At 54.4% G+C, this 26,436-nt stretch carries 26 protein-coding genes; 8 read left to right on the top strand and 18 right to left on the bottom strand.

Annotated elements, in window-relative coordinates:
* Positions 1–10: 10 nt before the first annotated feature.
* The 4 genes from B3B59_RS10885 to B3B59_RS10870 are packed head-to-tail and all read right to left on the bottom strand — an operon-like array spanning position 11 to position 3,552.
* Positions 11–730 (bottom strand): ABC transporter ATP-binding protein, encoded by a 720-nt coding sequence (locus B3B59_RS10885; protein ID WP_040075633.1) that lies wholly within the window; start codon positions 728–730, stop codon positions 11–13.
* On the bottom strand, positions 723–1,490 hold the full coding sequence (locus B3B59_RS10880; RefSeq protein ID WP_286808984.1) for an ABC transporter ATP-binding protein: 768 nt from the start codon (positions 1,488–1,490) through the stop codon (positions 723–725). Before B3B59_RS10880 ends, B3B59_RS10885 begins: the two co-directional genes overlap by 8 nt.
* A complete protein-coding gene (locus B3B59_RS10875) occupies positions 1,487–2,593 on the bottom strand; it encodes a branched-chain amino acid ABC transporter permease (RefSeq protein WP_040075635.1) in 1,107 nt (368 codons plus the stop codon). Before B3B59_RS10875 ends, B3B59_RS10880 begins: the two co-directional genes overlap by 4 nt.
* Before the next feature lie 8 nt (positions 2,594–2,601).
* A complete protein-coding gene (locus tag B3B59_RS10870) occupies positions 2,602–3,552 on the bottom strand; it encodes a branched-chain amino acid ABC transporter permease (RefSeq protein ID WP_286782085.1) in 951 nt (316 codons plus the stop codon).
* 171 nt (positions 3,553–3,723) lie between these two features.
* Here B3B59_RS10870 and B3B59_RS10865 point away from each other — a divergent pair, with 171 nt between their 5' ends.
* A complete protein-coding gene (locus tag B3B59_RS10865; RefSeq protein WP_286808983.1) occupies positions 3,724–4,668 on the top strand; it encodes a LysR substrate-binding domain-containing protein in 945 nt (314 codons plus the stop codon).
* Here the strand turns inward: B3B59_RS10865 and B3B59_RS10860 are convergent.
* From B3B59_RS10860 to yddG, 3 genes are all read right to left on the bottom strand, one after another.
* Positions 4,658–5,098 carry a GFA family protein gene (locus B3B59_RS10860; protein WP_286808982.1) on the bottom strand — a complete coding sequence of 147 codons (441 nt, stop codon included), beginning with the start codon at positions 5,096–5,098 and terminating at the stop codon, positions 4,658–4,660. The genes B3B59_RS10865 and B3B59_RS10860 overlap by 11 nt on opposite strands.
* Positions 5,099–5,166: 68 nt before the next feature.
* Complete coding sequence (gene ompC, locus B3B59_RS10855) at positions 5,167–6,243, bottom strand: porin OmpC (protein ID WP_046885423.1); 1,077 nt, start codon at positions 6,241–6,243, stop codon at positions 5,167–5,169.
* 612 nt (positions 6,244–6,855) lie between these two features.
* A complete protein-coding gene (yddG, locus tag B3B59_RS10850) occupies positions 6,856–7,734 on the bottom strand; it encodes an aromatic amino acid DMT transporter YddG (RefSeq protein ID WP_286808981.1) in 879 nt (292 codons plus the stop codon).
* A gap of 220 nt (positions 7,735–7,954) precedes the next feature.
* On the opposite strand from yddG, the gene fdnG reads away from it, so the two are divergent.
* From fdnG to fdnI, 3 genes are read left to right on the top strand one after another with little or no spacing between them, the layout of a single operon-like run.
* Positions 7,955–11,002, top strand: a complete 3,048-nt coding sequence (gene fdnG / locus B3B59_RS10845; protein WP_156132611.1) for a formate dehydrogenase-N subunit alpha — start codon at positions 7,955–7,957, stop codon at positions 11,000–11,002.
* A gap of 11 nt (positions 11,003–11,013) precedes the next feature.
* Positions 11,014–11,898 carry a formate dehydrogenase subunit beta gene (fdxH, locus tag B3B59_RS10840; protein WP_040075645.1) on the top strand — a complete coding sequence of 295 codons (885 nt, stop codon included), beginning with the start codon at positions 11,014–11,016 and terminating at the stop codon, positions 11,896–11,898.
* Positions 11,891–12,547, top strand: a complete 657-nt coding sequence (gene fdnI, locus B3B59_RS10835; RefSeq protein ID WP_040075646.1) for a formate dehydrogenase-N subunit gamma — start codon at positions 11,891–11,893, stop codon at positions 12,545–12,547. Before fdxH ends, fdnI begins: the two co-directional genes overlap by 8 nt.
* Positions 12,548–12,605: 58 nt before the next feature.
* Here the strand turns inward: fdnI and B3B59_RS10830 are convergent, their stop codons facing one another.
* The 3 genes from B3B59_RS10830 to ppk2 form a co-directional block, all read right to left on the bottom strand.
* Positions 12,606–12,914, bottom strand: a complete 309-nt coding sequence (locus B3B59_RS10830) for a CcdB family protein (protein ID WP_286808980.1) — start codon at positions 12,912–12,914, stop codon at positions 12,606–12,608.
* The gene (locus B3B59_RS10825) at positions 12,914–13,102 is read right to left on the bottom strand and encodes a hypothetical protein (protein WP_040075649.1); all 189 of its coding nucleotides are present in this window, start codon (positions 13,100–13,102) and stop codon (positions 12,914–12,916) included. Before B3B59_RS10825 ends, B3B59_RS10830 begins: the two co-directional genes overlap by 1 nt.
* A 104-nt stretch (positions 13,103–13,206) precedes the next feature.
* Complete coding sequence (ppk2, locus tag B3B59_RS10820; RefSeq protein ID WP_212476053.1) at positions 13,207–14,025, bottom strand: polyphosphate kinase 2; 819 nt, start codon at positions 14,023–14,025, stop codon at positions 13,207–13,209.
* Between the two features lie 198 nt (positions 14,026–14,223).
* On the opposite strand from ppk2, the gene araJ reads away from it, so the two are divergent.
* Positions 14,224–15,399 carry an MFS transporter AraJ gene (araJ, locus tag B3B59_RS10815; protein WP_286808978.1) on the top strand — a complete coding sequence of 392 codons (1,176 nt, stop codon included), beginning with the start codon at positions 14,224–14,226 and terminating at the stop codon, positions 15,397–15,399.
* 67 nt (positions 15,400–15,466) lie between these two features.
* On the opposite strand, the gene B3B59_RS10810 is transcribed toward araJ, so the two are convergent.
* On the bottom strand, positions 15,467–16,669 hold the full coding sequence (locus B3B59_RS10810; RefSeq protein WP_286808977.1) for an NAD(P)/FAD-dependent oxidoreductase: 1,203 nt from the start codon (positions 16,667–16,669) through the stop codon (positions 15,467–15,469).
* 223 nt (positions 16,670–16,892) lie between these two features.
* On the opposite strand from B3B59_RS10810, the gene B3B59_RS10805 reads away from it, so the two are divergent.
* Positions 16,893–17,402 (top strand): RrF2 family transcriptional regulator, encoded by a 510-nt coding sequence (locus B3B59_RS10805; protein WP_040075653.1) that lies wholly within the window; start codon positions 16,893–16,895, stop codon positions 17,400–17,402.
* Positions 17,403–17,434: 32 nt separating this feature from the next.
* Here B3B59_RS10805 and adhP read toward each other — a convergent pair whose 3' ends face one another.
* Positions 17,435–18,445 carry an alcohol dehydrogenase AdhP gene (gene adhP, locus B3B59_RS10800; protein WP_040075655.1) on the bottom strand — a complete coding sequence of 337 codons (1,011 nt, stop codon included), beginning with the start codon at positions 18,443–18,445 and terminating at the stop codon, positions 17,435–17,437.
* A gap of 273 nt (positions 18,446–18,718) precedes the next feature.
* Between adhP and B3B59_RS10795 the strand changes: the two genes are divergently transcribed.
* A complete protein-coding gene (locus tag B3B59_RS10795; RefSeq protein ID WP_233802374.1) occupies positions 18,719–19,318 on the top strand; it encodes an inorganic diphosphatase in 600 nt (199 codons plus the stop codon).
* A gap of 41 nt (positions 19,319–19,359) precedes the next feature.
* Here the strand turns inward: B3B59_RS10795 and B3B59_RS10790 are convergent, their stop codons facing one another.
* From B3B59_RS10790 to B3B59_RS10765, 6 genes are all read right to left on the bottom strand, one after another.
* Positions 19,360–21,063 carry an ABC-F family ATP-binding cassette domain-containing protein gene (locus B3B59_RS10790; RefSeq protein ID WP_233802376.1) on the bottom strand — a complete coding sequence of 568 codons (1,704 nt, stop codon included), beginning with the start codon at positions 21,061–21,063 and terminating at the stop codon, positions 19,360–19,362.
* A gap of 494 nt (positions 21,064–21,557) precedes the next feature.
* Positions 21,558–23,255 (bottom strand): NAD-dependent malic enzyme, encoded by a 1,698-nt coding sequence (locus B3B59_RS10785; RefSeq protein WP_040075658.1) that lies wholly within the window; start codon positions 23,253–23,255, stop codon positions 21,558–21,560.
* 177 nt (positions 23,256–23,432) lie between these two features.
* Positions 23,433–23,570, bottom strand: a complete 138-nt coding sequence (gene sra / locus B3B59_RS10780; protein WP_040075659.1) for a stationary-phase-induced ribosome-associated protein — start codon at positions 23,568–23,570, stop codon at positions 23,433–23,435.
* Positions 23,571–23,665: 95 nt separating this feature from the next.
* Positions 23,666–23,881, bottom strand: a complete 216-nt coding sequence (bdm, locus tag B3B59_RS10775) for a biofilm-dependent modulation protein (RefSeq protein WP_040075660.1) — start codon at positions 23,879–23,881, stop codon at positions 23,666–23,668.
* Positions 23,882–24,021: 140 nt separating this feature from the next.
* Positions 24,022–24,543: a VOC family protein gene (locus tag B3B59_RS10770; protein ID WP_040075661.1), complete on the bottom strand. Its 522-nt coding sequence runs from the start codon at positions 24,541–24,543 to the stop codon at positions 24,022–24,024.
* A 51-nt stretch (positions 24,544–24,594) separates the two neighbouring features.
* Positions 24,595–25,446, bottom strand: a complete 852-nt coding sequence (locus B3B59_RS10765) for a Vmh family MBL fold metallo-hydrolase (protein ID WP_286808976.1) — start codon at positions 25,444–25,446, stop codon at positions 24,595–24,597.
* A 109-nt stretch (positions 25,447–25,555) separates the two neighbouring features.
* On the opposite strand from B3B59_RS10765, the gene B3B59_RS10760 reads away from it, so the two are divergent.
* A complete protein-coding gene (locus tag B3B59_RS10760) occupies positions 25,556–26,434 on the top strand; it encodes a LysR family transcriptional regulator (RefSeq protein ID WP_286808975.1) in 879 nt (292 codons plus the stop codon).
* Positions 26,435–26,436: the final 2 nt, after the last annotated feature.

The following is a 26,436-nucleotide window of genomic DNA, read 5'->3' as shown; positions in this document are numbered from 1 at the left end:
TGTTGGTGTATTAAACGGGCATTTCGCCCAAATAAATCTGTGCAATATGATCGTCGTCGAGCATCGCTTTTGACTCGCCGTGATGCACGATGCTGCCGCTGTCCATCACCCAGGCGCGATCGGTAACCTCCAGCGCCAGACGGGCATTTTGTTCAATCAGCAGTAACGCCACGCCGCGCTCCCGCAGTCCGGCGATCACCGCAAAAATGTTCTCAACCATCCGCGGTGCTAGCCCCATTGAGGGCTCATCCAGAATGAGCAGGCGCGGGCGGCTGAGCAGGGCGCGGTTTAGCGCCAGCAGCTGTTGTTCACCGCCAGAGAGCAAACCGGCGAGTTGATGCTGGCGCTCGCCAAGGCGTGGGAAGCGGTCAAAAATTTCTGTCATCTCTTGCCTGACGGTGACAGTGTCACGGCGAAGCCATGCCCCCATCTGCAAATTTTCCAGCACCGTCATACGGGCAAAGATCCCGCGTCCTTCCGGCACCATCACCAGTCCATCGCGCAGCAGCGCTTCGGCTTTATGTTTGCGTACCGATTTACCGTTAAAAGCAATGTGGCCGCTAAAATTCTCCAGCCCGGTAATGGCCCGCACCGTGGAGCTTTTACCGGCGCCGTTAGCGCCAATCAGCGTGGCCTGTTCACCTTCCTGGAGGGTGAAAGAGAGATCGCGCACGGCCTGAATACCGCCGTAATGCACATCCAGATGCTCGACTTTTAATAACTCAGACATGGACACTACCTCCAAGCCAGGCAGCAATGACCGCTGGGTCCCGACGGACGATATCCGGCGTGCCGCTTGCCAGAGTTTTACCGTAATCGAGTACCGTGAGACGGTCGCAAATCCCCATCACCAGCTTTACGTCGTGCTCAATCATTAACAGGGTTTTGCCATCGTCGCGAATGCGGGTAAGAAGCTCGCCTAACGCCATTTTTTCGACGGCATTCATCCCGGCGGCCGGTTCGTCAAGCGCCAGCAGCAGCGGGTCGGTTGCCAGCGCACGGGCAATCTCGAGTCGCCGTTGATGGCCATAGGCGAGGTCACAGGCGCGATAATGGGCATATTTGGCGATACCGGTGTACTCCAGCCAGTGCCATGCCATCTCACAGGTTTGCGCCTCTTCTTCCCGGGCGCGTTTATGGCGGCTCAGCGCGGCCCACAGCCCATTTCGGGTGCGGACATGGCGGCCTACCATCACGTTTTCCAGTACCGACATCTCGTTAAACAGCCGCACGTTCTGGAAGGTGCGGGCGATGCCGACGGCGGTCACTTTCTCAATCTGTTTCGGGTAATAGGGTTTATCGGCAATAGAAAATTCACCGCTGTCCGCCGGGTAAAGGCCGGTGATGAGGTTAAAACAGGTCGTTTTGCCCGCGCCGTTAGGGCCAATCAGCCCGTAAATCTCACCGCTATTAATCGATAGCGAAACATTATCGACCGCCGTCAGGCCGCCAAAACGTTTTGACATATTGCGCACCGTTAACAGACTCATGCCTTAACCTCCTTGTGGCGCATCGGCCAGATACCTGAAGGACGCACCAGCATTACACCGACCAGGGCCAGGCCGTAGAAGAGCTGGCGTAATATTTCCGGGTCAACCAGCACGGAACCAAACAGTGCCTGTTGCAGCGGGGCCGCCTGGCTGCGCAGCACTTCCGGCAGGGCGGTCAGCAGCACGGCCCCGAGGATCACGCCCGGGATATGACCCATCCCGCCCAGCACGACCATCGCCAGTACGGCAATGGATTCCTGCAGGGTGAAGGACTCTGGCGAAACAAAGCCCTGGAACGCGCCGAACAGCGCGCCCGCCACGCCACCAAACGAGGCGCCCATGGCGAAAGCCAGCAGCTTATAGTTGCGCACGTTAATTCCCATTGCCCGGGCCACGTCTTCATCTTCACGGATGGCGTGCCAGGCCCGGCCGATGCGCGAGTGTTGCAGGCGCAGGCAGACAAAAATAATGCCGACGATGACGACCATCAGCAGGTAATACCAGAGCCACAGCGCGGGAACCTTCATGCCAAACCAGTGATAGACCCCGCTAAACTTCAGGCCAAACAGATTCAGGGTATCGACGCCGGTAATGCCTTTTGCGCCGTTGGTGATGTTGACCGGACGGTCGAGGTTACGCATCAGAATGCGAATGATCTCGCCAAAACCGAGGGTGACAATCGCGAGGTAGTCTCCTCGTAGCTTTAAGGTCGGCGCCCCCAGCAGGATCCCGCATACCGCCGCCACCAGCGCGGCAACAGGGATAATCAGCAAGTAAGAGGTGTGCAGCCCGTCCGGGAACCAGACGGCGAGGATCGGGAAGACCTCCAGCAGATGCGGAGAGGCCAGCAGCGCGGCCAGGTAGGCGCCCACCGCGTAAAAGGCGATGAATCCCATATCCAGCAGGCCGGTATAGCCCACAACAATATTGAGCCCGAGCGCCAGCATGATATAGAGCAGCGCGAAGTCGATCACGCGCACCCAGTAGTTGCCGCCGAGCTGGGAGGCCACCACGGGGGCAACCAACAGGGCAATGATAAACAGCGTCATGCCGGACCAGAATCGGCGGGTAGAGGCGGGTGCCTGTATTTGTATGGTTGTCATAAATTCCTCTACGCCCTGTGCGCTACGCGCTCGCCCAGCAGACCTGCCGGACGGAAGACCAGCACCAGAATCAGCACAATGAAGGCAAATACATCCTGGTAATTACTGCCGAACACGCCATGGGTCAGATCGCCAAGGTAGCCCGCGCCGAGCGATTCGATAAGGCCGAGGAGGATCCCTCCTACCATCGCGCCGCGAATGTTACCGATGCCGCCTAATACCGCAGCGGTAAAGGCTTTAATCCCCGGCAAAAAGCCCATCGAGAAGCTGGCATTACCAAAATTGCTGGCCATCATCACCCCGGCCAGCGCGGCGAAGATGCCGCCAATGGCAAAGGTGAGGGTGATAATGGCGTTAGGGTTAACGCCCATTAAGGTGGCGACGCGCGGGTTTTCCGCCACTGCGCGCATCCCACGCCCGAGGCGGGTGTATTCCACCAGCAACCAGAGGCCGATCATCACCACCAGCGCCAGCGCAACCGTTACCATGCCGGTAACGGTGATAATTGCGGGAGGATGGGCGTCGCTACCGGCGGTAACGGCGATCGGATCCATGGGCAGGATCTGCGGGAACATCAGCGGATTGCGCGTCCAGACGATCATCGCCACCGTCTGCAGCAGTACGGAGACGCCGATACCGGAGATGAGCGGCGCCAGGCGCGGGGCATTACGCAGGCGGCGGTAGGCGAAACGTTCTACCGCCATCGCCAGCAGGGCACACACCGCCATTGCGATGATCAACGCAAAACCGAGCTGTAACAGCAGCGGCATTTCAGGGAAATGGTTATTCAGGGCGTTAATGGCAGAAAGCGTTGTGAGCGCGCCAACCATCAGAATATCGCCGTGGGCAAAGTTGATAATGCGCAAAATGCCATACACCATGGTATAGCCCAGCGCGATCAGGGCGTAGATGCTGCCAAGCATTACCCCATTGATCAGTTGTTGTATGAGAGTGTCCAACGTTCCTACCCGACAAATTGCTCTTTCAGCGGGTAACATCTGACAAATGAATTAAATTGTAAAATACGCATATATTATTTCTTATGATATTTAATGATTGATTTATCTGCATGATTTTAAACACAATAGCGCAATGGACCCTCAGGGCGATTTCTTCATTAAAATCAATATATGAATAAAACAGAACAATCAGTGATGCTTGCCTCTTACGCAGAGAGCCGTCTGGCAAACGATCCCCCTTTACGGGCGGTACGCGCTTTTGAGGCCATCGCCCGACTCGGCAGCGTCACGCTCGCGGCACAGGAGCTGGCAATCTCTCCTTCAGCGGTCAGTCATCAACTGCGGGTGCTGGAGGGATATTTGCAAATGCCGCTGACTGAACGGCAGGGGCGCAAGCTGGTACTCAGTCAGAATGGTCGCGACTATTACCGCTCGATACGGGCGGCCTTCAATGTGCTACGCCAGGCCACCGAGCACCTGGTGGAGCAGGCGCAGACCCGGCAGGTCACGATCAGCCTGATCCCGCTGTTTGGTATGGGGTGGTTTATTCCGCGCCTACCGACCTTTATGCGTGCCAATCCCCAGACCGAGATCAACGTGGTCTATGCCAATCACCGTAACTACCTTAGCGACGCGTCGGATATGTCTATCCGCTTTGGTAACGGTCAGTGGACGGGCTACCAGAGTGAAAAGCTGATCTCGGGCCAGATGGTGCCGGTCTGTAGCAGGGCGTTCTTGCGGCTCCATGGCCATATCGATACCCCGGAACAGCTGCTGCAAATGCCGCTTCTGCATGACGAAGAGCGTGCAACCTGGCAGATGTGGTTCACCCAGCAGGGGGTAAAACGTCCGGCGCGCCGCAGCGGGCCGATGTTTGAAGATGGCTTATTGACGCTGGCGGGGGTGCAGGCGGGGTTAGGGTGCGCCCTCATGCGCGAGCCGCTGATTGCACCCTATCTGGAGAGCGGTGAACTGGTGAAAATTTTTGATGCCCCTATCGATGACGGCCGCGATTATTACCTTTGTGTGCGCCAGGATTCTGAGATGACCCAGGATGGCAAACTGCTTCAATCGTGGCTGCGCCGAGCGGCGGGGGGCGGTGACGTTACGGCGTAAGCGAACAGTGATTATCCTGCGCTTCGATCTCGGTGCCGCTGAAGCGGGCATATTGCCCGGTCAAACGCCAGAAGGCGGGCTGCGTTTCGGTGTAAATTTCGGCGGCCAAGACCAGGCGGCGGCGTTCATCTTCGCTCAGTTCCAGCAGCGTCCAGGGAACAAAATAGCGTCCGACGGTGGTGAGTGTGGACCAGAGCGGACAGCCGCAGCCGGGGCAGAACCGGCGCTCCCCGCGTTCGGACGAGTGAAAATGAGAGGGGGCGATAGAGCCCTGTTCTACCTGCGGCTCGCCCTCAGTTTCAAGGTACATTGCCACCCCGCCAGACCATTTCTGACAGAGGGTGCAGTGGCACGCATAGACGTCGAAGTTCTTGATCGTAACGCTGAAGTGGCTCATCCCGCATAAACAGCGCCCGGTAAAACGTTGCATGGCATATTCCTTTATTACGCCCAATAAAAAGGCCAGCTCGGAGGCTGGCCTTAGACATGATATGTCGATTAGAACTGGTAGGTCAGACCCAGTGCAACGATGTTGTCGGTTGCAATACCGGCAGTATCGGTGAAGGTGCTGTCGTCCAGCAGGTTGATTTTGTAATCAACGTAGGTAGACATGTTTTTGTTGAAGTAGTAGGTTGCGCCCACTTCAATGTACTCAACCAGATCCTGGTCGCCGTAAGAACCGATGTCTTTACCTTTGGACTTCAGGTAAGAAACGGACGGACGCAGACCGAAGTCGAACTGGTACTGAGCAACCGCTTCAAAGTTCTGGGTTTTGTTCGCAATATAACCGTCACCGAAGCTGGTCATGTTGCGAGTTTCAGAATAGGTGGTTGCCAGGTACAGGTTGTTTGCGTCATATTTCAGACCCGCTGCCCATACGTCTGCGTCATCGCCGCCAGCGTTCAGTTCGTTAACTGCTGCACGAACCTGATCGTCGGTACGGTCAGATTTCGCGTAGGTTGCACCTACACCGAAACCGTCCATTTCATAGGTAGAGGAGAGACCCCAGCCATCGCCATTGGATTCGGCGATATCATCACGGTCGTTTTTACCCTGATACTGAACCGCGAAGTTCCAGCCTTCCACCAGACCGAAGAAGTCGGTGTTACGGTAGGTCGCTACGCCAGTAGTACGGCCAGTCATAAAGCCATCAGTCTGGGTCCAGGTATCGCCGCCGTATTCCGGCAGAACGTCGGTCCATGCGCCGATGTCATATGCAACACCATAGTTACGGCCGTAGTCGAAGGAGCCGAACTCGTTGAATTTCAGACCAGCAAAGGCCAGACGAGTTTTGTTACCGTCAGCGCCCTGGGACTCAGAACGGTTACCTTTGAATTCATATTCCCACTGACCAAAACCGGTCAGCTGATCGTTGATCTGAGTTTCACCTTTAAAGCCCAGACGAACATAAGTTTTGTCGCCGTCGTTATCGGTGTCGTCAGAGAAATAGTGCAGACCTGTCACTTTACCGTACAGATCCAGTTTGTTGCCGTCTTTGTTATAAACTTCGGCTGCGTTTACTGCGCCAGCCGCCAACAGGGTAGTCACTGCCACTGCAACTAATTTAAGTTTCATTGCTTGTAATCCTTATAATTTTCTTTTAAGCACACCCTCAACCCTTGATGAACGAGGCCGCTCGTCAATGGCACGCTATTTTTAAGATTCTTGCTGCATCGTTTCAATAATAAGTTTCAAATTATTAATCTTAATTTCAATTAGTGTGATCGCGATCGGTAAAATGAGCGCATATATTGCAAAATTCGCTTAGAAAATGTTCTGAAAATTATTTAGTGCCGTAATTTATTATTAATCTATTTATAGTTTTGGAGGGGTTTTGTTTCGAAGGGTAATTAGCGGGGCGGGTGAGCGAAATTTGATCGGCTCAAGACATTTAATTAGTCAAAAACAGAGGGTTAATGAGCGGTCAGGCTATATTTTATACATTTTTCTTTGAAATATTCAGAAACATACTATTGCACTTCGTGCTATATCGCACGTGAGTATTAGGAGTCAATTAATTACATCTGTTGTCAATAAATGTAAGTTCAATGAAATATTTATTTACGACGGAAACAAATATAAACAAACACACAACGTAGCGGCTAGTGTTTACCTAAATATTCTGAGGAGAGATCACATTTTATTTAACAACTGAGGCGCCCCTCCCCGCGGGAGGGAGCCAAACCGTTAATTGCGCGTGGCATACCAGCAGAGCAGCGACCCAGCGCAGACCAGTAATGCACCCTGCCAGAAGGTGAAAGAGAGAGGCGCGCTCAGTAGCGCGGCGGCAAGGGCGGCAGATAACACCGGTGTGAAATAGGAGACTGTCGCCAGCAGGGAAACATTTCCGTGCAGGATACCAATATTCCAGGACGCATAGCCGACACCCAGAGCCATGCCGCACAGAAGCAATTTGAAAACGATCGGCAGGCTAAAGGTCATCTCCGGCTGGTCGCTCAGCAGATATTTCATCCACAGCGTCAGGGCGGTGAGTAACACAAAGAGCGTAATGCCATTCTGACCCTTAGCATATTTGCAGGTAACGGTGCAGTAGGCCGCCCAGATAAACGCACCGGCAAAGGCGAGGCCATAGCTCAGAGGATTTGAGAGAATATTGCTGACTATTTCATCAACATGCAGACCCTGTTCACCTCCTAATACCCAACTTACGCCGAAGAGTGCGATGAGTAATCCGGGCACTACCCACAGGCTGCTTTTCTGCCCGTTGAAGAGAATAGCAAAAACAATGGTCAGACTTGGCCAGAGATAATTCACCATCCCCACTTCAATCGCCTGATGGCGAGTACTGGCATAACCGAGCGACAGCGCCAGACATATTTCGTAGCTGACGAATAGCACGCTACCAGCAATCAGGTAGCCTGGCGTAAAACGGTGAAGCGATGGAAGTCCAACAATTAGCCAACATAATAAGCCGCTCAGGGTATAAATCATTGCCGCACCACCCACCGGCCCCAATCCTTCGCTGACGCTCCGAATAAGTCCCACCATGGTGCTCCATAGCACAATGGCGAGCAGGCCGATCAGCGTGGCTTTTTTCTTGTCCATATCTCTCCCGGAGGTATTGAAATAAAGGGAAAAGTTTATAGCACCCTTTGAGCCGCTTTCGCGAATGAAACGTAAGCGAGCTAATACCAACGGGTTAAGCAAAACGGCTAATCGTGACAATTAAGAGGGCGAATTCAGGTGACTTTGATTTGACGCAATAAAAACAGGGGCTTTGCTGATAGTTTGCGGCGCGAAGAGTTATCAGAAAAAGAGGACAGCAATGGACGTCAGCCGCAGACAGTTCTTTAAAATCTGCGCGGGCGGTATGGCCGGGACTACAGCAGCAATGCTGGGATTTGCGCCCAAAATGGCGCTGGCTCAGGCACGCAACTACAAACTGTTGCGCGCTAAAGAGATCCGTAACACCTGCACATACTGCTCCGTTGGATGCGGGCTATTAATGTATAGCCTGGGTGATGGTGCGAAGAACACCAAAGAGGCGATTTATCATATTGAAGGGGATCCGGATCATCCGGTAAGCCGCGGGGCACTGTGCCCGAAAGGGGCGGGGCTGTTGGATTACGTTCACAGCGACAACCGTCTACGCTATCCGGAGTACCGCGCGCCAGGTTCCAATAAATGGCAGCGCATCTCCTGGGATGAGGCCTTCTCCCGAATTGCAAAATTAATGAAAGCCGACCGCGATGCCAACTTTATTGAAAAGAACGCGCAGGGCGTCACGGTTAACCGCTGGCTTTCCACCGGGATGCTTTGTGCATCCGCGGCAAGTAATGAAACCGGCATGCTGACGCAAAAGTTTGTGCGCTCCCTCGGCATGCTGGCGGTAGATAACCAGGCGCGCGTCTGACACGGACCAACGGTAGCAAGTCTTGCTCCAACATTTGGTCGCGGTGCGATGACCAACCACTGGGTTGATATCAAAAACGCGAATGTCGTGGTGGTGATGGGCGGTAACGCCGCTGAAGCCCATCCAGTGGGGTTCCGCTGGGCGATGGAAGCAAAAAACAACAACGACGCAACGCTTATCGTCGTCGATCCGCGCTTTACGCGTACGGCATCGGTGGCCGATATCTATGCGCCTATTCGCTCCGGTACGGACATTACGTTCCTCTCTGGTGTACTGCTGTATCTGATCGAAAATAACAAAATTAACGCGGAATACGTTAAGCACTACACCAACGCTAACCTGCTGGTGCGGGATGATTTTGCCTTCGAAGACGGGCTGTTCAGCGGCTATGACGCGGAAAAACGCCAGTACGATAAATCCTCCTGGAACTACCAGTTCGATGAAAACGGTTATGCGATGCGCGATGAAACACTAACGCATCCTCGCTGCGTGTGGAATTTGCTCAAACAGCATGTTTCCCGTTATACGCCGGACGTAGTGGAAAACATCTGTGGTACCCCGAAAGCGGACTTCCTGAAAGTGTGTGAAGTGCTGGCCTCAACCAGTGCAGCAGACAGAACCACCACCTTCCTGTATGCGCTGGGCTGGACACAGCATACCGTGGGTGCGCAGAACATCCGCACCATGGCGATGATCCAGCTGCTGCTTGGCAACATGGGGATGGCGGGCGGTGGGGTGAACGCGCTGCGCGGCCACTCCAACATTCAGGGGCTGACCGATCTTGGGCTGCTCTCCACCAGCCTGCCGGGATACCTGACGCTGCCGTCAGAAAAACAGACCGATCTGCAAAGCTATCTGGCAGCAAATACGCCAAAAGCGACGTTACCGGATCAGGTGAACTACTGGAGCAACTATCCGAAGTTCTACGTCAGCCTGATGAAATCTTTCTACGGCGATGCGGCGCAGAAAGAGAACGACTGGGGCTTTGACTGGCTGCCGAAGTGGGATCAGTCCTGGGACGTCATCAAGTATTTCAACCTGATGGATCAGGGCAAGGTGACGGGCTATATCTGCCAGGGCTTTAACCCTGTTGCCTCGTTCCCGGACAAAAACAAAGTGGTTCGCAGCCTGAGCAAGCTGAAGTACATGGTGGTTATCGATCCGCTGGTGACTGAAACCTCGACCTTCTGGCAGAACCACGGGGAGTCTAACGACGTCGATCCGGCCTCGATTCAGACCGAAGTGTTCCGCCTGCCGTCCACCTGCTTCGCTGAAGAGGATGGCTCTATTGCCAACTCTGGCCGCTGGCTGCAGTGGCACTGGAAAGGACAGGATGCGCCGGGTGAAGCACGTAACGATGGCGAAATTCTGGCGGGCATTTACCACCGTCTGCGCGACATGTATCGCACGGAAGGCGGCAAGGGCGTCGAACCGCTGCTGAAGATGAGCTGGAGTTATAAGCAGCCGGATCACCCCGAGTCAGAGGAAGTGGCCAAAGAGAACAACGGCATTGCGCTGGCGGATCTCTATGATGCTGACGGTAACCTGCTGGCGAAGAAAGGCCAGCTGCTGAACAGCTTCGCGCTGCTGCGTGATGACGGCACCACGGCCTCCTCGTGCTGGATTTATACCGGCAGCTGGACCGAGCAAGGTAACCAGATGGCCAACCGCGACAACGCAGACCCATCAGGTCTGGGCAATACGCTGGGCTGGGCATGGGCGTGGCCGCTTAACCGTCGCGTGCTCTACAACCGTGCGTCTGCGGACATCAACGGCAAGCCGTGGGATCCAAAACGGATGCTGATCGCGTGGAACGGATCGAAGTGGGCGGGGAACGATATCCCGGACTACAACACCGCCGCGCCGGGCAGCAACACCGGTCCGTTCATTATGCAGCCGGAAGGGCTGGGGCGTCTGTTTGCCCTCGACAAACTGGCGGAAGGGCCATTCCCGGAACACTACGAGCCGATGGAAACGCCGCTCGGCACCAACCCGCTGCACCCGAACGTGGTCTCCAGCCCGGTGGTGCGTATCTACGAAGACGACGTGCTGCGTTTAGGTAAGAAGGACAAGTTCCCGTACGTGGGGACCACCTACCGCCTGACCGAGCATTTCCACACCTGGACCAAGCACGCGCGGCTCAACGCCATCGCGCAGCCGGAACAGTTTGTGGAGATCAGCGAAAATCTGGCGAAAGCGAAGGGGATTGCCAACGGCGACCGCGTGAAGGTAAGCAGCAAGCGCGGCTTTATACGCGCTGTTGCGGTGGTGACCCGTCGTCTGCAGACCCTGAACGTACACGGTCAGCAGGTGGAAACCGTCGGTATTCCGCTGCACTGGGGCTTTGAAGGGGTGGCGCAGAAAGGCTATATCGCCAATACCCTGACGCCTAACGTCGGCGACGCCAACTCGCAAACGCCGGAGTACAAAGCGTTTCTGGTTAACATCGAGAAAGCGTAAGGAGCGATAAGATGGCGATGGAAACACAAGACATTATTAAACGCTCCGCGACCAATGGCATCACTCCCGCGCCCCGCGCGCGGGATTACAAGGCCGAAGTTGCCAAGCTTATCGATGTGTCATCGTGTGTAGGCTGCAAAGCCTGCCAGGTGGCGTGTTCAGAGTGGAATGATATCCGTGACGAAGTGGGCCATTGCGTCGGGGTCTACGATAACCCGGCGGATTTGAGCGCTAAATCCTGGACGGTGATGCGCTTTAGCGAAACCGACCAGAACGGCAAGCTGGAGTGGTTGATCCGCAAAGATGGCTGTATGCACTGCGAAGATCCGGGCTGCCTCAAGGCTTGCCCGTCTGCCGGCGCGATTATTCAGTACGCCAACGGCATCGTGGATTTTCAGCAGGACAACTGTATCGGCTGCGGTTACTGCATTGCGGGCTGTCCGTTTAACATCCCACGTCTTAATAAAGAGGATAACCGGGTCTATAAATGCACCCTGTGTGTGGATCGCGTCAGCGTTGGGCAAGAGCCGGCCTGCGTGAAGACCTGTCCGACGGGCGCCATTCACTTTGGGACCAAAAAAGAGATGCTGGAGGTGGCGCAGCAGCGCGTCGACAAGTTAAAAGCGCGCGGTTATGCCAACGCGGGGATCTACAATCCACAGGGAGTCGGGGGGACACACGTGATGTATGTGTTGCACCATAACGACCAGCCGGAGCTGTACCACAATCTGCCGAAAGACCCGGCGATCGATACTTCGATCAACCTGTGGAAAGGGGCGTTGAAACCCCTCTCTGCGGCGGGCTTTATCGCCACCTTTGCCGGGCTGATTTATCACTATATTGGCATTGGTCCGAACAAAGAGGTGGATGACGACGAGGAGGAGCATCATGAGTAAGTCAAAGATGATTGTGCGCACGAAATTTATCGACCGCGCCTGTCACTGGACGGTGGTGATCTGCTTCTTCCTGGTGGCGGTATCGGGAATTTCGTTCTTCTTCCCGACGCTACAGTGGCTGACCGAAACCTTCGGTACCCCGCAGATGGGGCGCATTCTGCATCCATTCTTCGGGGTGCTGATCTTCGTGGCACTGATGTTTATGTTCGTGCGCTTCGTACACCATAACATTCCGGACAAGCAGGATATTCCGTGGGTGAAGGGGATTGTTGAGGTCCTGAAAGGGAACGAACATAAAGTCGCAAAAGTAGGGAAATATAACGCCGGGCAAAAAATGATGTTCTGGACCATCATGAGCATGATTTTTGTGCTGCTGGTGACGGGCGTCATAATCTGGCGTCCTTATTTTGCCCACTTATTCCCGATTCAGCTGGTGCGTTATAGCCTGCTGATCCACGCGACGTCTGCCATTATTTTGATCCATGCCATTCTGATCCATATGTATATGGCTTTCTGGGTTAAAGGGTCGATTAAGGGGATGATTGAAGGGAAGGTGAGCCGCCGCTGGGCGAAGAAACACCATCCGCGCTGGTATCGGGATGTGGAACGTCTGGAAGCGAAGAAAGAGAGTGAAGAGGGGATAAACTAACCCGGCCGTGCGCCGTCGGCAGAGTCCGGCGGCGCTTTGCGGGTCATGTATTGGTGATTTAAGCATCAATGCTTGCGATAACACGACTTCGTGCACTCTTTAAATTACAGACATAGTTTTTCTTATTGAGCTTATTTTTATCTATATGAGTCATACCAAGTGTATTCAGGAACAACTTCTCGAATTCAATGTTAACCAGAGGAGCTGCAGAGTGAATATGGCTATTCAGATGAATACGATAACTTAATGGTATAATAAGCCTCGTTGATAAGTCGTCATACCAATCATGTTGAATGATCATAAAATAGGGTTGATACTCGCAAGTCCTGCCCGATGGGTTGCGGTAAATATCGAACTGATATCCCATCAAATCCCTCCGAAATAGGGATCATCTGACAATAGCCCCGCTTTTGCTGTAAACGCATTCATAGCTTTAATAAATTCTTTGTCGTGCTGGCCCGGCGGTAATTTATCATCTTTGTGCAAGGCGGGAAGCGGCATCGCTGGGCTTAGATGCTGCTGAGTACAGCGATTTTCTTTCTCGTTTGCTTTCATTTTTCACCTCCTGTGTTGGTGCGGTTATTATCAACCGCAGCCGACAAAAGACAATAGCACTTCCCCTGGCAAGAGTGATTCTTGCGAGGCGTCTTCCAGTAATTTTAGAAGCGCTCCGCAATATACCTGAACGGATATTTCGTCGGTTTTATCTTGCCTATTTTTCGCTTCGGTAAATCCATCGGCTTAATATGCAGATCTTTATACGGAATCTGTGACAGCAGATGCGAAATAATATTCAGGCGAACGCGCTTTTTATCTTCTGAACGCGCCACAAACCAGGGCGCCCAGGCGGTGTCGGTGGCTTCAAACATGGCGTCGCGGGCGGCGGTATATTCATCCCACATATTGAAGGATTTAATATCCATCGGGGAGAGCTTCCAGGTCTTGCGCCCGTCGTTAATACGATCGCGAAGCCGGCGCTCTTGCTCTTTCGGCGTAACCTCAAGCCAATACTTCAGCAAGATAATGCCTGCATCCACCATGGCCTTTTCCATTACCGGGGTGCCATCAAGAAATTTTTCTACTTGATCCTCGGTACAGAACCCCATCACTCGCTCTACACCGGCGCGGTTATACCAGCTGCGGTCAAAGATGACGATTTCGCCGGCAGAAGGCAGATGAGGCACATAGCGCTGCATGTAGAGTTGGCTTTTCTCTTTTTCGGTTGGGGCAGGGAGAGCCACCACCCGAAATACCCGTGGGCTGACGCGCTCGGTGATGGCTTTGATGGTACCGCCTTTACCGGCACCATCTCGCCCTTCAAAGACGATGCAGACTTTTAACCCTTTTGCGACCACCCACTGCTGCAATTTAACCAGCTCCACGTGCAGTCGGCGCAGCTCTTTTTCATACGCTTTGTTTTTAAGCGGTGCAGTGGGAGTGGCATCCGCGACGGCCTTGCTCTTTTTCTTCTCTGCCATGTTGCGATCCTCGATGGAGTTGCAGGTTCATTGCGTGCTAACACCTTGAAGTGTAATCGTGGCGTGGCAGGCTGGCGGAAAATATTCACACCCTACCCGAAATAATGGATGAAACGGTCAGCGGACAGTTTTGAACTGGCTCACACAGTAAGATTGGCCGATAATGCGCGTCGCAATCTATTAACAAGTGGTCGTGGTATGAAAAAAACCGTTTTTTCGTTGGCACTTGGCACCTTCGGCCTGGGTATGGCCGAATTTGGCATTATGGGTGTGTTAACTGAACTGGCGCAGGATACCGGGATCTCCATTCCCTCTGCGGGCAATATGATCTCGTTTTACGCTTTTGGCGTAGTGATTGGCGCGCCGATCATCGCGCTCTTCTCCAGTAAGTTTTCCCTGAAGAGCACGCTGCTCTTTCTGGTGGCGCTCTGCGTGGCAGGTAATGCCATTTTCACCTGCGCAAACTCCTATACCATGCTGGCGCTGGGCCGTCTGATCTCGGGTCTTCCGCATGGCGCTTTCTTTGGCGTCGGGGCCATTCTTCTTTCTAAAATTGCGCCGCCGGGTAAAGTCACGCTGGCCGTATCCGGAATGATTGCCGGCATGACGGTCGCCAATCTGATGGGCGTGCCGCTGGGCACCTGGATTGGCCAGACCTATCATTGGCGTTACACCTTCGCCCTGATTGCGCTTTTCGATGCGCTGGTGATTCTTTCCATACTCTTATGGGTGCCTAAGCTCTACGATAAAAGCGAAGCCCGCCTCACCGAGCAGTTCCATTTTTTGAAGAAACCTGAGCCCTGGCTGATCTTTGCCGCGACCATGTTTGGCAACGCAGGGGTGTTTGCCTGGTTTAGCTTCGTTAAACCCTTCATGGTTAACGTCTCTGGTTTCTCTGACCTGTTTATGACCTTCATCATGATGCTGATGGGGCTGGGGATGGTGCTCGGCAACCTGCTCAGCGGCAAGTTATCCGGACGTTTCAGTCCGCTGCGCATTGCCGCCACAACAGACCTGGTGATTGTCTTGTCCCTGTTGCTGCTGTTCACTTTCGGTGAGAACCAAACCGCCTCGCTGGTGATGGGCTTTATCTGCTGCGCCGGACTCTTTGCACTCTCTGCGCCGTTGCAGATTTTGTTACTGCAAAACGCCAAAGGCGGGGAATTGCTGGGGGCGGCAGGCGGCCAGGTGGCCTTTAACCTTGGCAGCGCAATTGGGGCCTGGTTCGGTGGATTGATGATTACGCTTGGCTACAGCTGGGACTATGTCACGCTGCCCGCAGCCCTGCTGTCGTTTGCCGCAATGTCCTGTTTATTGATGTACGGATATCGGAAATCTAAAGGGGCTCATTCCAGCGCCAGCGCGGTAGCCTGATGCTTTTCAGGCCCGTCTGGTTTCATGCAGAATGTAAAACAACCGCCCATGAGGGCGGTTGGCGGTATTAAACAAATTTTGCCAGCGGATCGCCGGCGGCAAAGGCAATTGCGCGGTTTGCCGCCGGTGGGTAGATGAGTTCGTGAGTAATGGCGATTTTGATTTTTTTCGCCTCCTCACGCACGCTCTTCACCGCCTGTTCCCAGCCCTCTGTGTAGACCGCGCCCCAGCCCCCGAGATCCAGACAGGTAACATAATTAACCTGACGATAAGGGTGAGGCGTGGCGTTCAGCAGGCTGGCCGCCGCATTATGACCAGCAAATTTTCCAAGCTGGATCGCATGCTGGCAGGTCATCAGCGCGGTATTACCGAGCTCGTCGGTTTTCGCATGTGCCGTATCGCCGGTGGCATAGACGTCGGGAAGAGCCGGGATTTGCAGTAAATCATTTACGCGCAGACGCCCCTGTGCATCGCGTTCAGCGCGGATCTGCTGGGTGAGGGGATGCGCCTCCACACCGGCGGTCCAGACCACGGTAGACGATTCAATATGTTCGCCGCCTTTTAGCGTTACGCCCGTCGCGTCGATGGACTCAACTTCGCTGTTCACGCGCCATTCAACGCCCAGCCCAATGCTGGCTTCCGCGATGACCTGACTCAGTGCCTCGCTGAAACGTCCGCCGATTTTATCACCGCGCTCAACTACGATAACTCTGGTCTGGGTATCATCACCAAGACGTGCACGCAGACGTGCCGGTAATTCGGTCGCCAGCTCAATGCCGGTAAAACCGCCACCGCAGACCACCACCGTATTTCGCGCAAGGCTCGCTGGCTGATTGACCAGTTCGTCGAGGTGTTTTTCAAAGATTTGCGCAGATTCCATCTGGTCGATATCAAAAGCATACTCAGCCAGGCCGTTAATGGCAGGACGACGGATTTGGCTACCGGTTGCCAGGATCACACGGTCATAGTTCCTGAGCGACGTGCCGCCATCCTGTGCGCGATACCAGACCGTTTTTTCAGTAGTATCAATGCGTTCTGCGTGACCTGCGATAAATTCGACATCAAGTTCGGCATAGAGGTCGCTTAATGGGGCACGTAGCCCGGCGACATTTTCCTCGTAAAAACGCGGACGCACGCGCAGCTCGGCGGCGGGGGCCAGCACGGCGATATGAAGGTCATCGCTGCTATTCAGTTCAGCTACACGCGCAGCACTGACCGCCGCCCACATTCCGGCAAAGCCGCTGCCCACAATCAAAAGTTGCTTCTTCATCTTCGTTCCTTAAACGCGTCAGGCTCTATGTCTGACCTGACTCCAACTATACTTGTCGTAGTTAACTGCGACAATAGTTTTCTGAGTTAAGCGCAAGCACGAATTTTGGATTGCAATAAATATTCTTTTTAAATAACAGGTTAGGCTTGCGATCTGGTTCGGACTAGTTTTCAGAAGGACGCTAACGCTATACTAACCAGGATTAATCATTACGGAGTTACGCATGGCCTTTTACAGTTCCGGTGTGGAATACGGTATTCACAGCCTGATGTGCATGGTGGATGCAAAGGGCAATGAGCGCGAAATGAGCGTGCGGGAAATGGCCGAACTGCAGGGCGTGCCTTATGACTACCTGGGCAAAATATTCACGCGCCTCTCCCGCGCCGGGCTGGTCATCAGCACCGAAGGTAAGGGCGGGGGGTTTAAGCTGGCGCGTGCGGCCGAGTTGATCACCGTGCTGGACGTGGCGCATGCCATCGATGGCCAGAAGAACATGTTCGAATGTCGCGAAGTGCGACAGCGGCTGGCGCTGTTTGATGAAGCCCCTCCCGCATGGGCCTGCGAAGGGCCGTGCGGCGTCCGTTCGGTGATGGACAGTGCGCAGCAGCGGATGGAAGAGGAGTTATCCCGGCATACCATTCTGGATCTGGCACGCAAGATGTTCCGTAAGGCGCCGGATACCTTTCAGATTGAAGTGCAGGAGTGGATTGCCGACAGGCGCAGTTCTAACTGAAAGCACCCTCGTCCTAAGACGAGGGTTAAGACTTACTGGCGGAAATCAATCACCATACGGCCACGGATCTGGCCCTGTTCCATCTCTTTGAAAATGGCGTTGATATCACCCAGCGGACGCAGAGCCACTTTCGGTACCACTTTTCCTTCCGCAGCAAACTGGAACGCTTCGGTCAGATCCTGACGCGTGCCCACCAGGGAGCCTACGACCTGGATGCCATCCAGGACCAGACGTGGAATGTCCAGGCTCATCGCTTCGGGTGGAAGGCCCACGGCAACCACGCGGCCACCGGCACGCACGGCATCCACCGCTGAGTTGAAGGCCGCTTTTGCTACTGCGGTCACCACGGCAGCATGGGCACCACCGGCCTTCTCCTGAACGATTTTAGCCGCATCTTCGGTGCGCGAGTTGATGGTGAGATCGGCCCCCATCTCCGCCGCCAGCTTCAGCTGTTCGTCATTGACATCAATGGCAATCACTTTGGCGTTAAAGACATTCTTAGCGTATTGCAGCGCCAGGTTCCCCAGGCCGCCCAGGCCATAAATAGCAATCCACTGGCCGGGTTTGATGTCTGAAATCTTCACTGCTTTGTAGGTAGTCACTCCGGCGCAGGTAATGCTGCTGGCTTCGGCCGACCCCAGACCGTCCGGCACCTTGACCGAGTAGTCGGCGGTAACGATGCACTCTTCCGCCATGCCTCCGTCCACTGAATAGCCGGCGTTCTTTACCGTGCGGCATAAGGTTTCGTTGCCCGAGTTACAGTATTCGCAATGACCACATCCCTCAAAGAACCAGGCGACGCTTGCACGGTCACCCACCTTAAGAGAGGTGACGCCCGGCCCAACTTCTTTCACGACCCCGATACCTTCATGCCCGAGAATCACCCCGGTTTTGTCACCAAAATCGCCATTTTTAACGTGAAGATCGGTATGGCACACGCCACAGCACTCCATCTTCAGCAGCGCTTCGCCATGCTTGAGTGCGCGAAGGGTTTTGTCGGTCACGTCCACATGATGGTCTTTTGTCACAACTGCAGCTTTCATATGTTTCTCCATGTTCATGATGAGATCTGCGAGGCAGGTCCGGCATATCGCACTAACGACATACCTCTTAAGGATTAATTCTTTCAATCAATCCGGCAAGGGCAGAGCAACATAATGTAATAATTTTGTCGGTATTTTGCCTGGTGGGAGGGGCTGAATGATTAATAACTATGATGAATGGTAGGCTATCGGTTTCGTCAACAAACCGTCATGTTTCTGACATTTTTGCTCCGTAAGGTGTTGTCTTCCTAATAACCAAAGAGTTAAAAGACAATGCACCTGGTCAAAAAAGTGCTCGCCGTGAGCCTGCTGTTATCTGCCTCCGTTCAGGCCCAAAATATTCTTGAGTTCCCGCAGCCGGAGAATAATCCGGAAGAGTTTTACGCGGTCACTGAAATCCCGGCTGGCGGGATTATTAAATACGAAACCGATGCCAAAACGGGCTTTATCATTGCCGATCGTTTCCAGTCTATGCCGGTGGCCTATCCGGCGAACTACGGGTCCCTGACCCAGTCGCTGGCAGGGGATGGTGATCCGCTGGACGTTATTTTTTATACCCGTGCGCCGATGGCGCCCGGCACCCTGATCAAACTGCGCGCCATTGGCGTGCTGAAGATGATCGATGGCGGTGAAAAAGATGACAAAATCGTGGCCGTACCGGCAAGCAAAATCGACCCGACCTACGATGACATTAAAGAGCTGAGCGATCTGCCGAAGATTGAGCAGCAACGTCTGGAAGCCTTTTTCCGCGTCTATAAGGAGTTGCCGGAAGGGCGCAAAAAAGTGGAGCTGAATGGCTTTAACGATGCCGCGACCGCGAAGCAGGAAATTAAACAGGCATGGGATGCCTGGAAAGCGAAACCTGCGCAATAACTGCTATGCAGCCCGGCGGCGCAAGGCCGCCGGGCTGTGGTTTATAGCTGTGCCGTTAGCCTGTCGATGGCCTCACGCCACTGCGCCTGCAGCAGGGGTTTCTGATGTTTAGGCTTGCGCGCCAGATCTTCTGCAAGCAGTGTCTCCAGCGCAATCAGCCGTTCCAGCAGATCCTCGTTTTCCTCGTGTTGAACGTCAAGTGAGTCGTCAGCTACCGCCGGAAGTTGGACGCTATGGCGCAGACGCTCAAACACCGCGTCAGCATCATGCCACTCGCTAAGCTTACCGTCCTCAATGAGCCAGAAGCGATTACAGCTCTGGCGTATTAACTGACGATCGTGGCTCACCAGCAGTACGCCGCCCTCGAACTGCTCGAGGGTCCAGGCCAGCGCCTCTTTGCCTTCCATGTCCAGGTGGTTGGTCGGTTCGTCCAGCATCAGCAAACTAAATCGCGCCAGCGTCAGCCCAACGAACAGTAGCCGCGAACGCTCGCCGCCGCTCAGGGTACTCACGGCCTGACCGTGCCGTACCCACGGGAAGCCAGCGCTAATCAGGGCCATTTTGCGACGCTGAGGATCGGCAGCGAAAGGCGCCAGTGCTTCCAGCAGGCTGGCGTCATCCGGCAGTTGATGCAGGGTCTGGTCGTAATAACCGAGCGTAACCCGCGGGTGGATATTCAGTGCCTCAGCGGCTTGCCCGGCGATAAATTGCTGCCAGATAAGCCTCATCAGCGATGATTTCCCACAGCCGTTACGCCCGACTATGGCTACCCGGTCGCCGCTTTTTAGCCGGGCGCTATCCAGCGTAAAGAGCGGGCTCAGGCCCGGCGCGGGCGGCACCGCAAGAGATGTCATCTCCAGAAGACGGTCAGCACGCAGGGCGTCGCCACGCAGGGTTAACGTCCAGGGTGAGCCTGCCGTCAGATCGGTCTGACTCTCTTTAAGCCGTTCGACCTGACGTTCCATCTGCTTCGCTTTGCGGGAGAGATCTTCGTTGTCATAGACCTTGCCCCAGGTTGCCAGCCGTTTGGCGCTGGCGGCGATCCGGTCAATCTCTTTTTGCTCGGCTTTGTGGCGAAGTGCATCGCTTTCGTCCCGCTCAGAGAGTGCGCGGCGCGCCTGGGTGCAGGGAAGGGCGAAGTAGTGCAGGCGCTGGTCGCGCAGGATCCAGCTGCCGTTGGTCACCGCATCCAGCAGTTGTCTGTCATGCGAGACCAGCACAAAGCTCCCCGTCCAGCGCTGTAAAAACGTCTCCAGCCAGAGCAGCGTAGGCAGATCGAGGTGGTTACTGGGTTCATCCAGCAGCAAGAGATCGGGCTCGCGAATCAGCGCTCGCGCCAGCAGCAGACGGGTATGCTGCCCGCCGCTGAGCGTCGCTGACGTTAACGCCAGATCCTGACTGGCAAAACCCATGCCGGCAAGTAACGTTTCTGCCCGCCAGCGCAGGCTGTCACGCTCGGGTGCAGGGAGTTGTGCCAGCACCGCGTCCAGCAACGACAACGGATAGAGCGCCTCCGGAAGGTGCTGTTCCACACGCGCCATCAGGCAGTGTCCGGCCAGCGTCACCGTGCCCGTAAGAGGGGAGTCGGTGCCGTCGAGGATCTTCAGAAGGGTACTTTTCCCGCAGCCGTTATCGCCCAACAGACCAATGCGGTCGCCTTTTTTCAGCGTAAAGGAGAGGTTGTCGAAAAGCGTGCCAAACGCCGTATCAACACGAAGGGATTGTGCAGTTAGTAATGTGCTCATTTGCTTACTCAAGAGTTACAGGCATGAAAATGCCTCGTCAAACAACGCTGACGATAACCCGGTAAGCCCGAGAGAAGGGTTTAGTGAATGGTATCTTCGCTCAAGCCGAAGTTATCGCAGCACGATATCGATAACGCTTGAGCAGGTGCGATCACCATAAGTACGTGAAAACAGAAAGATTTCACAGTACAGCATAATTAGCCTCCTTATATATTCATTAGATTAATGGGTGAAGGGAGTGTAGCGGGACGGAAGCGTTTTGGCTAGCGGTGAAAGGGCAAAGTAACGGGTAAGGCACAGAGCGTCAGCAAAAAAAACGGCAACCGAGGTTGTCATTGCCGATCGGTTAAGCACGGTGGAATTGTTCCGTTCACCGCAGAGGAAGCGGCATAATGCAGAGATGCCTTAGTGAACGGAACCTTTCCACTCTACTGTCTTAGCAACGCCGGATTGCTTAACTGACTGGCATGACAACCGACGTTACCGTTACGATCTTAAATCGATGTACGACGATAACTCCGGTACTCCGGCATCCAGAAATTATCATCAATCGCCTGCTGCAACGCATCGGCGGAGGTCTTCACCGCCACGCCTTGCTGTTGCGCCATCTTGCCCACGGCAAACGCAATTGCGCGGGAGACCACATGGATATCCTTCAGCTCAGGCAGGACCAGCCCCTCTCCGTTATTGACCAGAGGAGAGTGCTTGGCCAGGGTTTCACTGGCTGACATCAGCATCTCGTCAGTAATGCGCGAAGCACCAGAGGCAATGACCCCAAGGCCGATACCCGGGAAAATGTAAGAGTTATTGCACTGGGCAATCGGGTAGGTTTTATCCTTCCACACCACTGGCGCAAACGGGCTGCCGGTCGCGACCAGCGCGTTCCCTTCGGTCCAGGCGATAATGTCCTGCGGCGTCGCTTCCACACGAGATGTAGGGTTAGAGAGCGGCATCACGATCGGGCGAGCGCAATATTTGTGCATCTCGCGGATGATCTCTTCGGTGAAGAGACCCGTCTGGCCAGAGACGCCAATCAGGATATCCGGCTTAACATTACGCACCACGTCAAGCAGGGAGAGGACTTCGTTGTCGGTATCCCAGTTTTTGAGGTTGTCGCGCTTCTGCACCAGTTTGCTCTGGAACGGCAGCAGATTTGGCATCGCGTCGGTCAGCAGACCAAACCGATCCACCATAAAGACGCGTGAACGGGCCAGCTCTTCGCTTAATCCTTCCCGCTGGGTCTGGGCAATAATCTGCTCGGCGATACCACACCCGGCAGAGCCCGCGCCCAGGAAGACGATTTTCTGGTAACTCAGCTGACTGCCTGCCGCACGGCTGGCGGCGATCAGGGTACCCACCGTGACGGCAGCGGTTCCCTGGATGTCATCGTTGAAAGAGCAGATCTCATCGCGATAGCGGTTAAGCAGCGGCATGGCGTTCTTCTGGGCAAAATCTTCGAACTGCAACAGCACGTCCGGCCAGCGATGTTTAACCGCCTGGATGAAGTCGTCCACAAACTGATAATACTCTTCATCGGTAATACGCGGGTGACGCCAGCCCATATAGAGTGGGTCGTTGAGCAGCTGCGGATTATTGGTGCCCACATCCAGAACTACCGGCAGGGTATACGCCGGGCTGATGCCGCCACAGGCGGTGTAGAGCGACAGCTTGCCGATAGGGATCCCCATTCCGCCAATGCCCTGATCCCCCAGGCCGAGGATGCGCTCCCCGTCGGTGACCACAATGACTTTAATGTTGTGATTCGGCACGTTCTGCAGAATATCGTCCATGTTGTGACGATTCTGGTAAGAGATGAACACCCCGCGGGAACGACGATAAATTTCAGAGAAACGTTCGCAGGCGGCGCCAACGGTCGGGGTGTAGATGACCGGCATCATCTCTTCGAGGTGGTTTTGTACCAGGCGATAGAAGAGGGTTTCGTTGGTGTCCTGAATATTGCGCAGGTAGATGTGTTTATCAATTTCAGTCTTGAAGCCCTGGTACTGGATCCAGGCGCGTTCCGCCTGTTCTTCAATGGTTTCTACCACTTCGGGCAACAGGCCGAGCAGGTTGAAGTTGCTGCGCTCTTCCAGGCTAAAGGCGCTGCCCTTGTTCAGAAGCGGGAACTCCAGCAGGACAGGGCCGGCATAGGGGATGTAAAGGGAACGATGTTTTTTCAGTTTGTTGTCCATGTCACTCACTTAATTTTTGAATATCCGGTCCCTGGCATTGTCGTTTTTCAGCATCGATGGCCTGGCTTCAGGGCTGCGGTGGGGGGTAGTATAAATGAGGTGAATATTAATTTCCGCACTCTGGAAACAAAAACGCCACCGATAAAATCGATGGCGTTTCGCATCACAGTGTGTGCTTTATTTATCTGCGTGGCGCTTTCTGCCGGTCGCATGGGTGGTAACTGACTCCTGATTGTTTTCAATCACCACTTTTCTCTGGTTAGAGAGTTTGTAGTTCAGCCCCAGAATGTGACGTGCCTGACGGTTCGATTTCATCTTAACTCCTCAATCCTGTTGATAGTTTTAAGGACCAGTCTGCTTACGCAAACGAAATATAACCCTGAAGGTTGCCCATTGAGCTTAGCAGGCTTTTATAAAGCTGCGTGCTGACCGCTAACCACGTAGTTAATGGTCTGCTGGTAGATATCACTGAGGATGTCATTGTCTGACGCTTCGACCCATTTGGTCAGCTCCATCAAAATGTCATCTTCGGTGACAGCACCCATTTCGGCACGTAAACCCTGTGCAATGGCATTTACCAGTTCCGGCTGTGCGGAAGAGTTGGTCGCAGAATAATAATTAAACATGTTGCCTCCGTGTCGTTCTCTGTTTAATGGTACGGCTCGCAAAAACATAATACGCATTCAGAATGACAAATATTTTTACCGCTGTGTTTAAGATTCGCCCTGGAAATAAAAATATCATCAAACTGTATTTGAAGAATATATTATGGCTTCCAGCGACGCAGTTTCGTATATTTTTCATAAGGCATTGGCGAAGGCCACGAGATCAATTCAATCACGCTCCCCCATGGGGTTTTACCATAACAAAACGCATTACCTTCTCCTTTTTCAGCGGGAAAAGAGAGCGCTTTTGGTTCGGTAAATATCTCGCCGCCGGCTGCGGTAAAACGGCTGATTGCCTGCGAAAAATCATCGACATAGACAGCAAAGTGCTGCAGGCCAAAATCGCTGGGGCGGGCGGGGGACTGTTGGTGTGGGCCGTGCATTTCAAAGAGTTCGATACCGGGGCCGTGCGGCAACGCCAGCATGCGGATGGCGCGTATTTCCGTGCCGGGGAATAATCTCAACGTATGCTGCTGCGCCTCAGGGTCAATATTCTCGCTGCCGGGTTCGACAGAGCGATATAAAACGCGCGCGTCCAGTGCCTGTTCTAAAAATAACGTGGCTTGTTCAATATCAGGCACCGTAATACCTATGTGGTCAATACCTCTTACTGTCGTTTGCATCATTCCTCCTGCTATACGAATTATTCACTATAGCAGGAGGAGGTTAGCTTATTACCACTTCATTTCGCCGGTATTCACTTTGGCGCTTAACTCAAGCGAGCTAACTTCAGCCAGGTCAGGATAGGCTTTTTTCATGGTGTTAATCACATCCGCCGATGTTTTATGCTGCGCCAGGGCAGTTTCAAACTGGGCAAGATAATGCTGAGTAAAACGAATCGCCTCCGCTCCTGCAGGCGGCGTACCGAGGTAATGCCCCGGAATGACCCGCTCTGGCTGATGGGCCGCCATCGCCGCCAGCGTCTGTTGCCACTGCTGGCGGGATTCTTTGGTTTGCGTATCCGCCGTCCAGACGTGGATGCCCCAGGAAACGCCGGTTCCCCCCAGGATGGTTTTCGCGGACGGGATCCAGACGTAAGCCGCGTAATCGTCAGCATGCTCTATCGACACTTTTTCGCCGTCGATCATAAAAGTTGTGGAGGCCAGCACCTGCGGCACGTACAGAGTAGTCGGCGCACCGTCTTTCATCTGCGGTCCCCAGAATTGCAGTTTCGCCTCTTTGGTGGCGTTAATGTGATCCACTACCTGCCGGGTTGCCAGGATTTTGGCCTCCGGGAAGGCCTTGACCAGCGGCTGCAGACCAAAGTAGAAATCCGGGTCGCCGGAGGTGATCACAATTTTGTTCAGCTTCCTGCCGCTGCGACGAATTTTCTCGACCAGCGCTTCACCATCTTTCACGCTGAACTGCGCATCAAAAAGGACCGCCTCTTTCGCGCCATAAACCAGCGTTGAGGAGACGGCAAAAATCGCGTTCTCCTGCGGGTTATAGCTCTCTACGGTCAATGGGGCCGCAAAGGCGGCGGGGGTGATAAGGGTGCACAGTACGGCAAGGTGGGTAAGCTTCATCTTCGGGTCTCGGTTAGCAACAAAGCCGCTATTGTACCCCTCAGCGCATTTGCCAGAATTACTGAAACAAGACATGCTTAGTTTCATAAATCGAACAAATGGAGTTTTCATGGATCGCGTCATTGCCGCTCAGGTCTATAACCGCATATGTGAACTGGGGAGCCTGAGCGCGGCAGCCCGTGCGCTGGGCATTTCACGCCCGATGGTGAGCCGCTATCTGGAACAGATGGAGAAGTGGGCCGGAACCCGTCTGGTGAACCGTTCGACCCGCAAGCTCACGCTGACGGCGGCTGGGGAGAACGTGCTGCAGAAAACCCGTACGCTGGCGCAGCTGTCGCACGAGATCGAGGGCCATGCACCCCGCGATCTGCCCTCCGGTACGTTACGCGTCGCCTGCGCCCATTTTACCGCCCTCCATATGCTTGCCCCCATTTTGCCTGATTTTCTGGCGCGCTACCCGCAGGTGCGCGTCGAGCTGGATGTGAATAATCACCCGGTCAGCCTGGTGGGTGAACGGATTGATGTCGCTATTCGCATCACGGATAACCCGGAGCCGGGCATGATTGCCCGTAAGCTGGGGCGCTGTAGGTCAGTGCTCTGCGCCTCGCCGCACTATCTGGCTACCCATGGCACACCGCAGCACCCGCAGGCATTAGCTCAGCATAACTGTCTGCATTACAGCTTTTTTGCCGGGCAGTCCTGGCAATTTATCACCCCGGAGGGGGAGGGGCTGAGCGTAGCCGTCGGGGGTAATCTCAGCGCCAGTATCTCATCGCTCTTACTGGCTGCTGCGGTAGCCCACTGCGGAATTGCCATGCTGCCCGAGCAGGAGGCGCAGGCTGCGCTGGCGCAGGGTAAACTGGTGCCGGTATTGCCCGAACTCACGCCTAAGCCCTTGTCTATTTTCGGTATCTATCAGTCACGCGAATACCAGCCCGCCGCGCTGCGCCTTTTCCTTGACGCAGTTGAACAACATCTGCGCAATTAACA

The organism is Leclercia sp. UBA2479 (assembly GCF_002341985.1).
GTDB classification, from domain to species: Bacteria; Pseudomonadota; Gammaproteobacteria; order Enterobacterales; family Enterobacteriaceae; genus Enterobacter; species Enterobacter pneumoniae.
The sequence above is the reverse complement of the archived record's forward strand: the minus strand, read 5'-3'. Positions and strand labels throughout refer to the sequence as shown.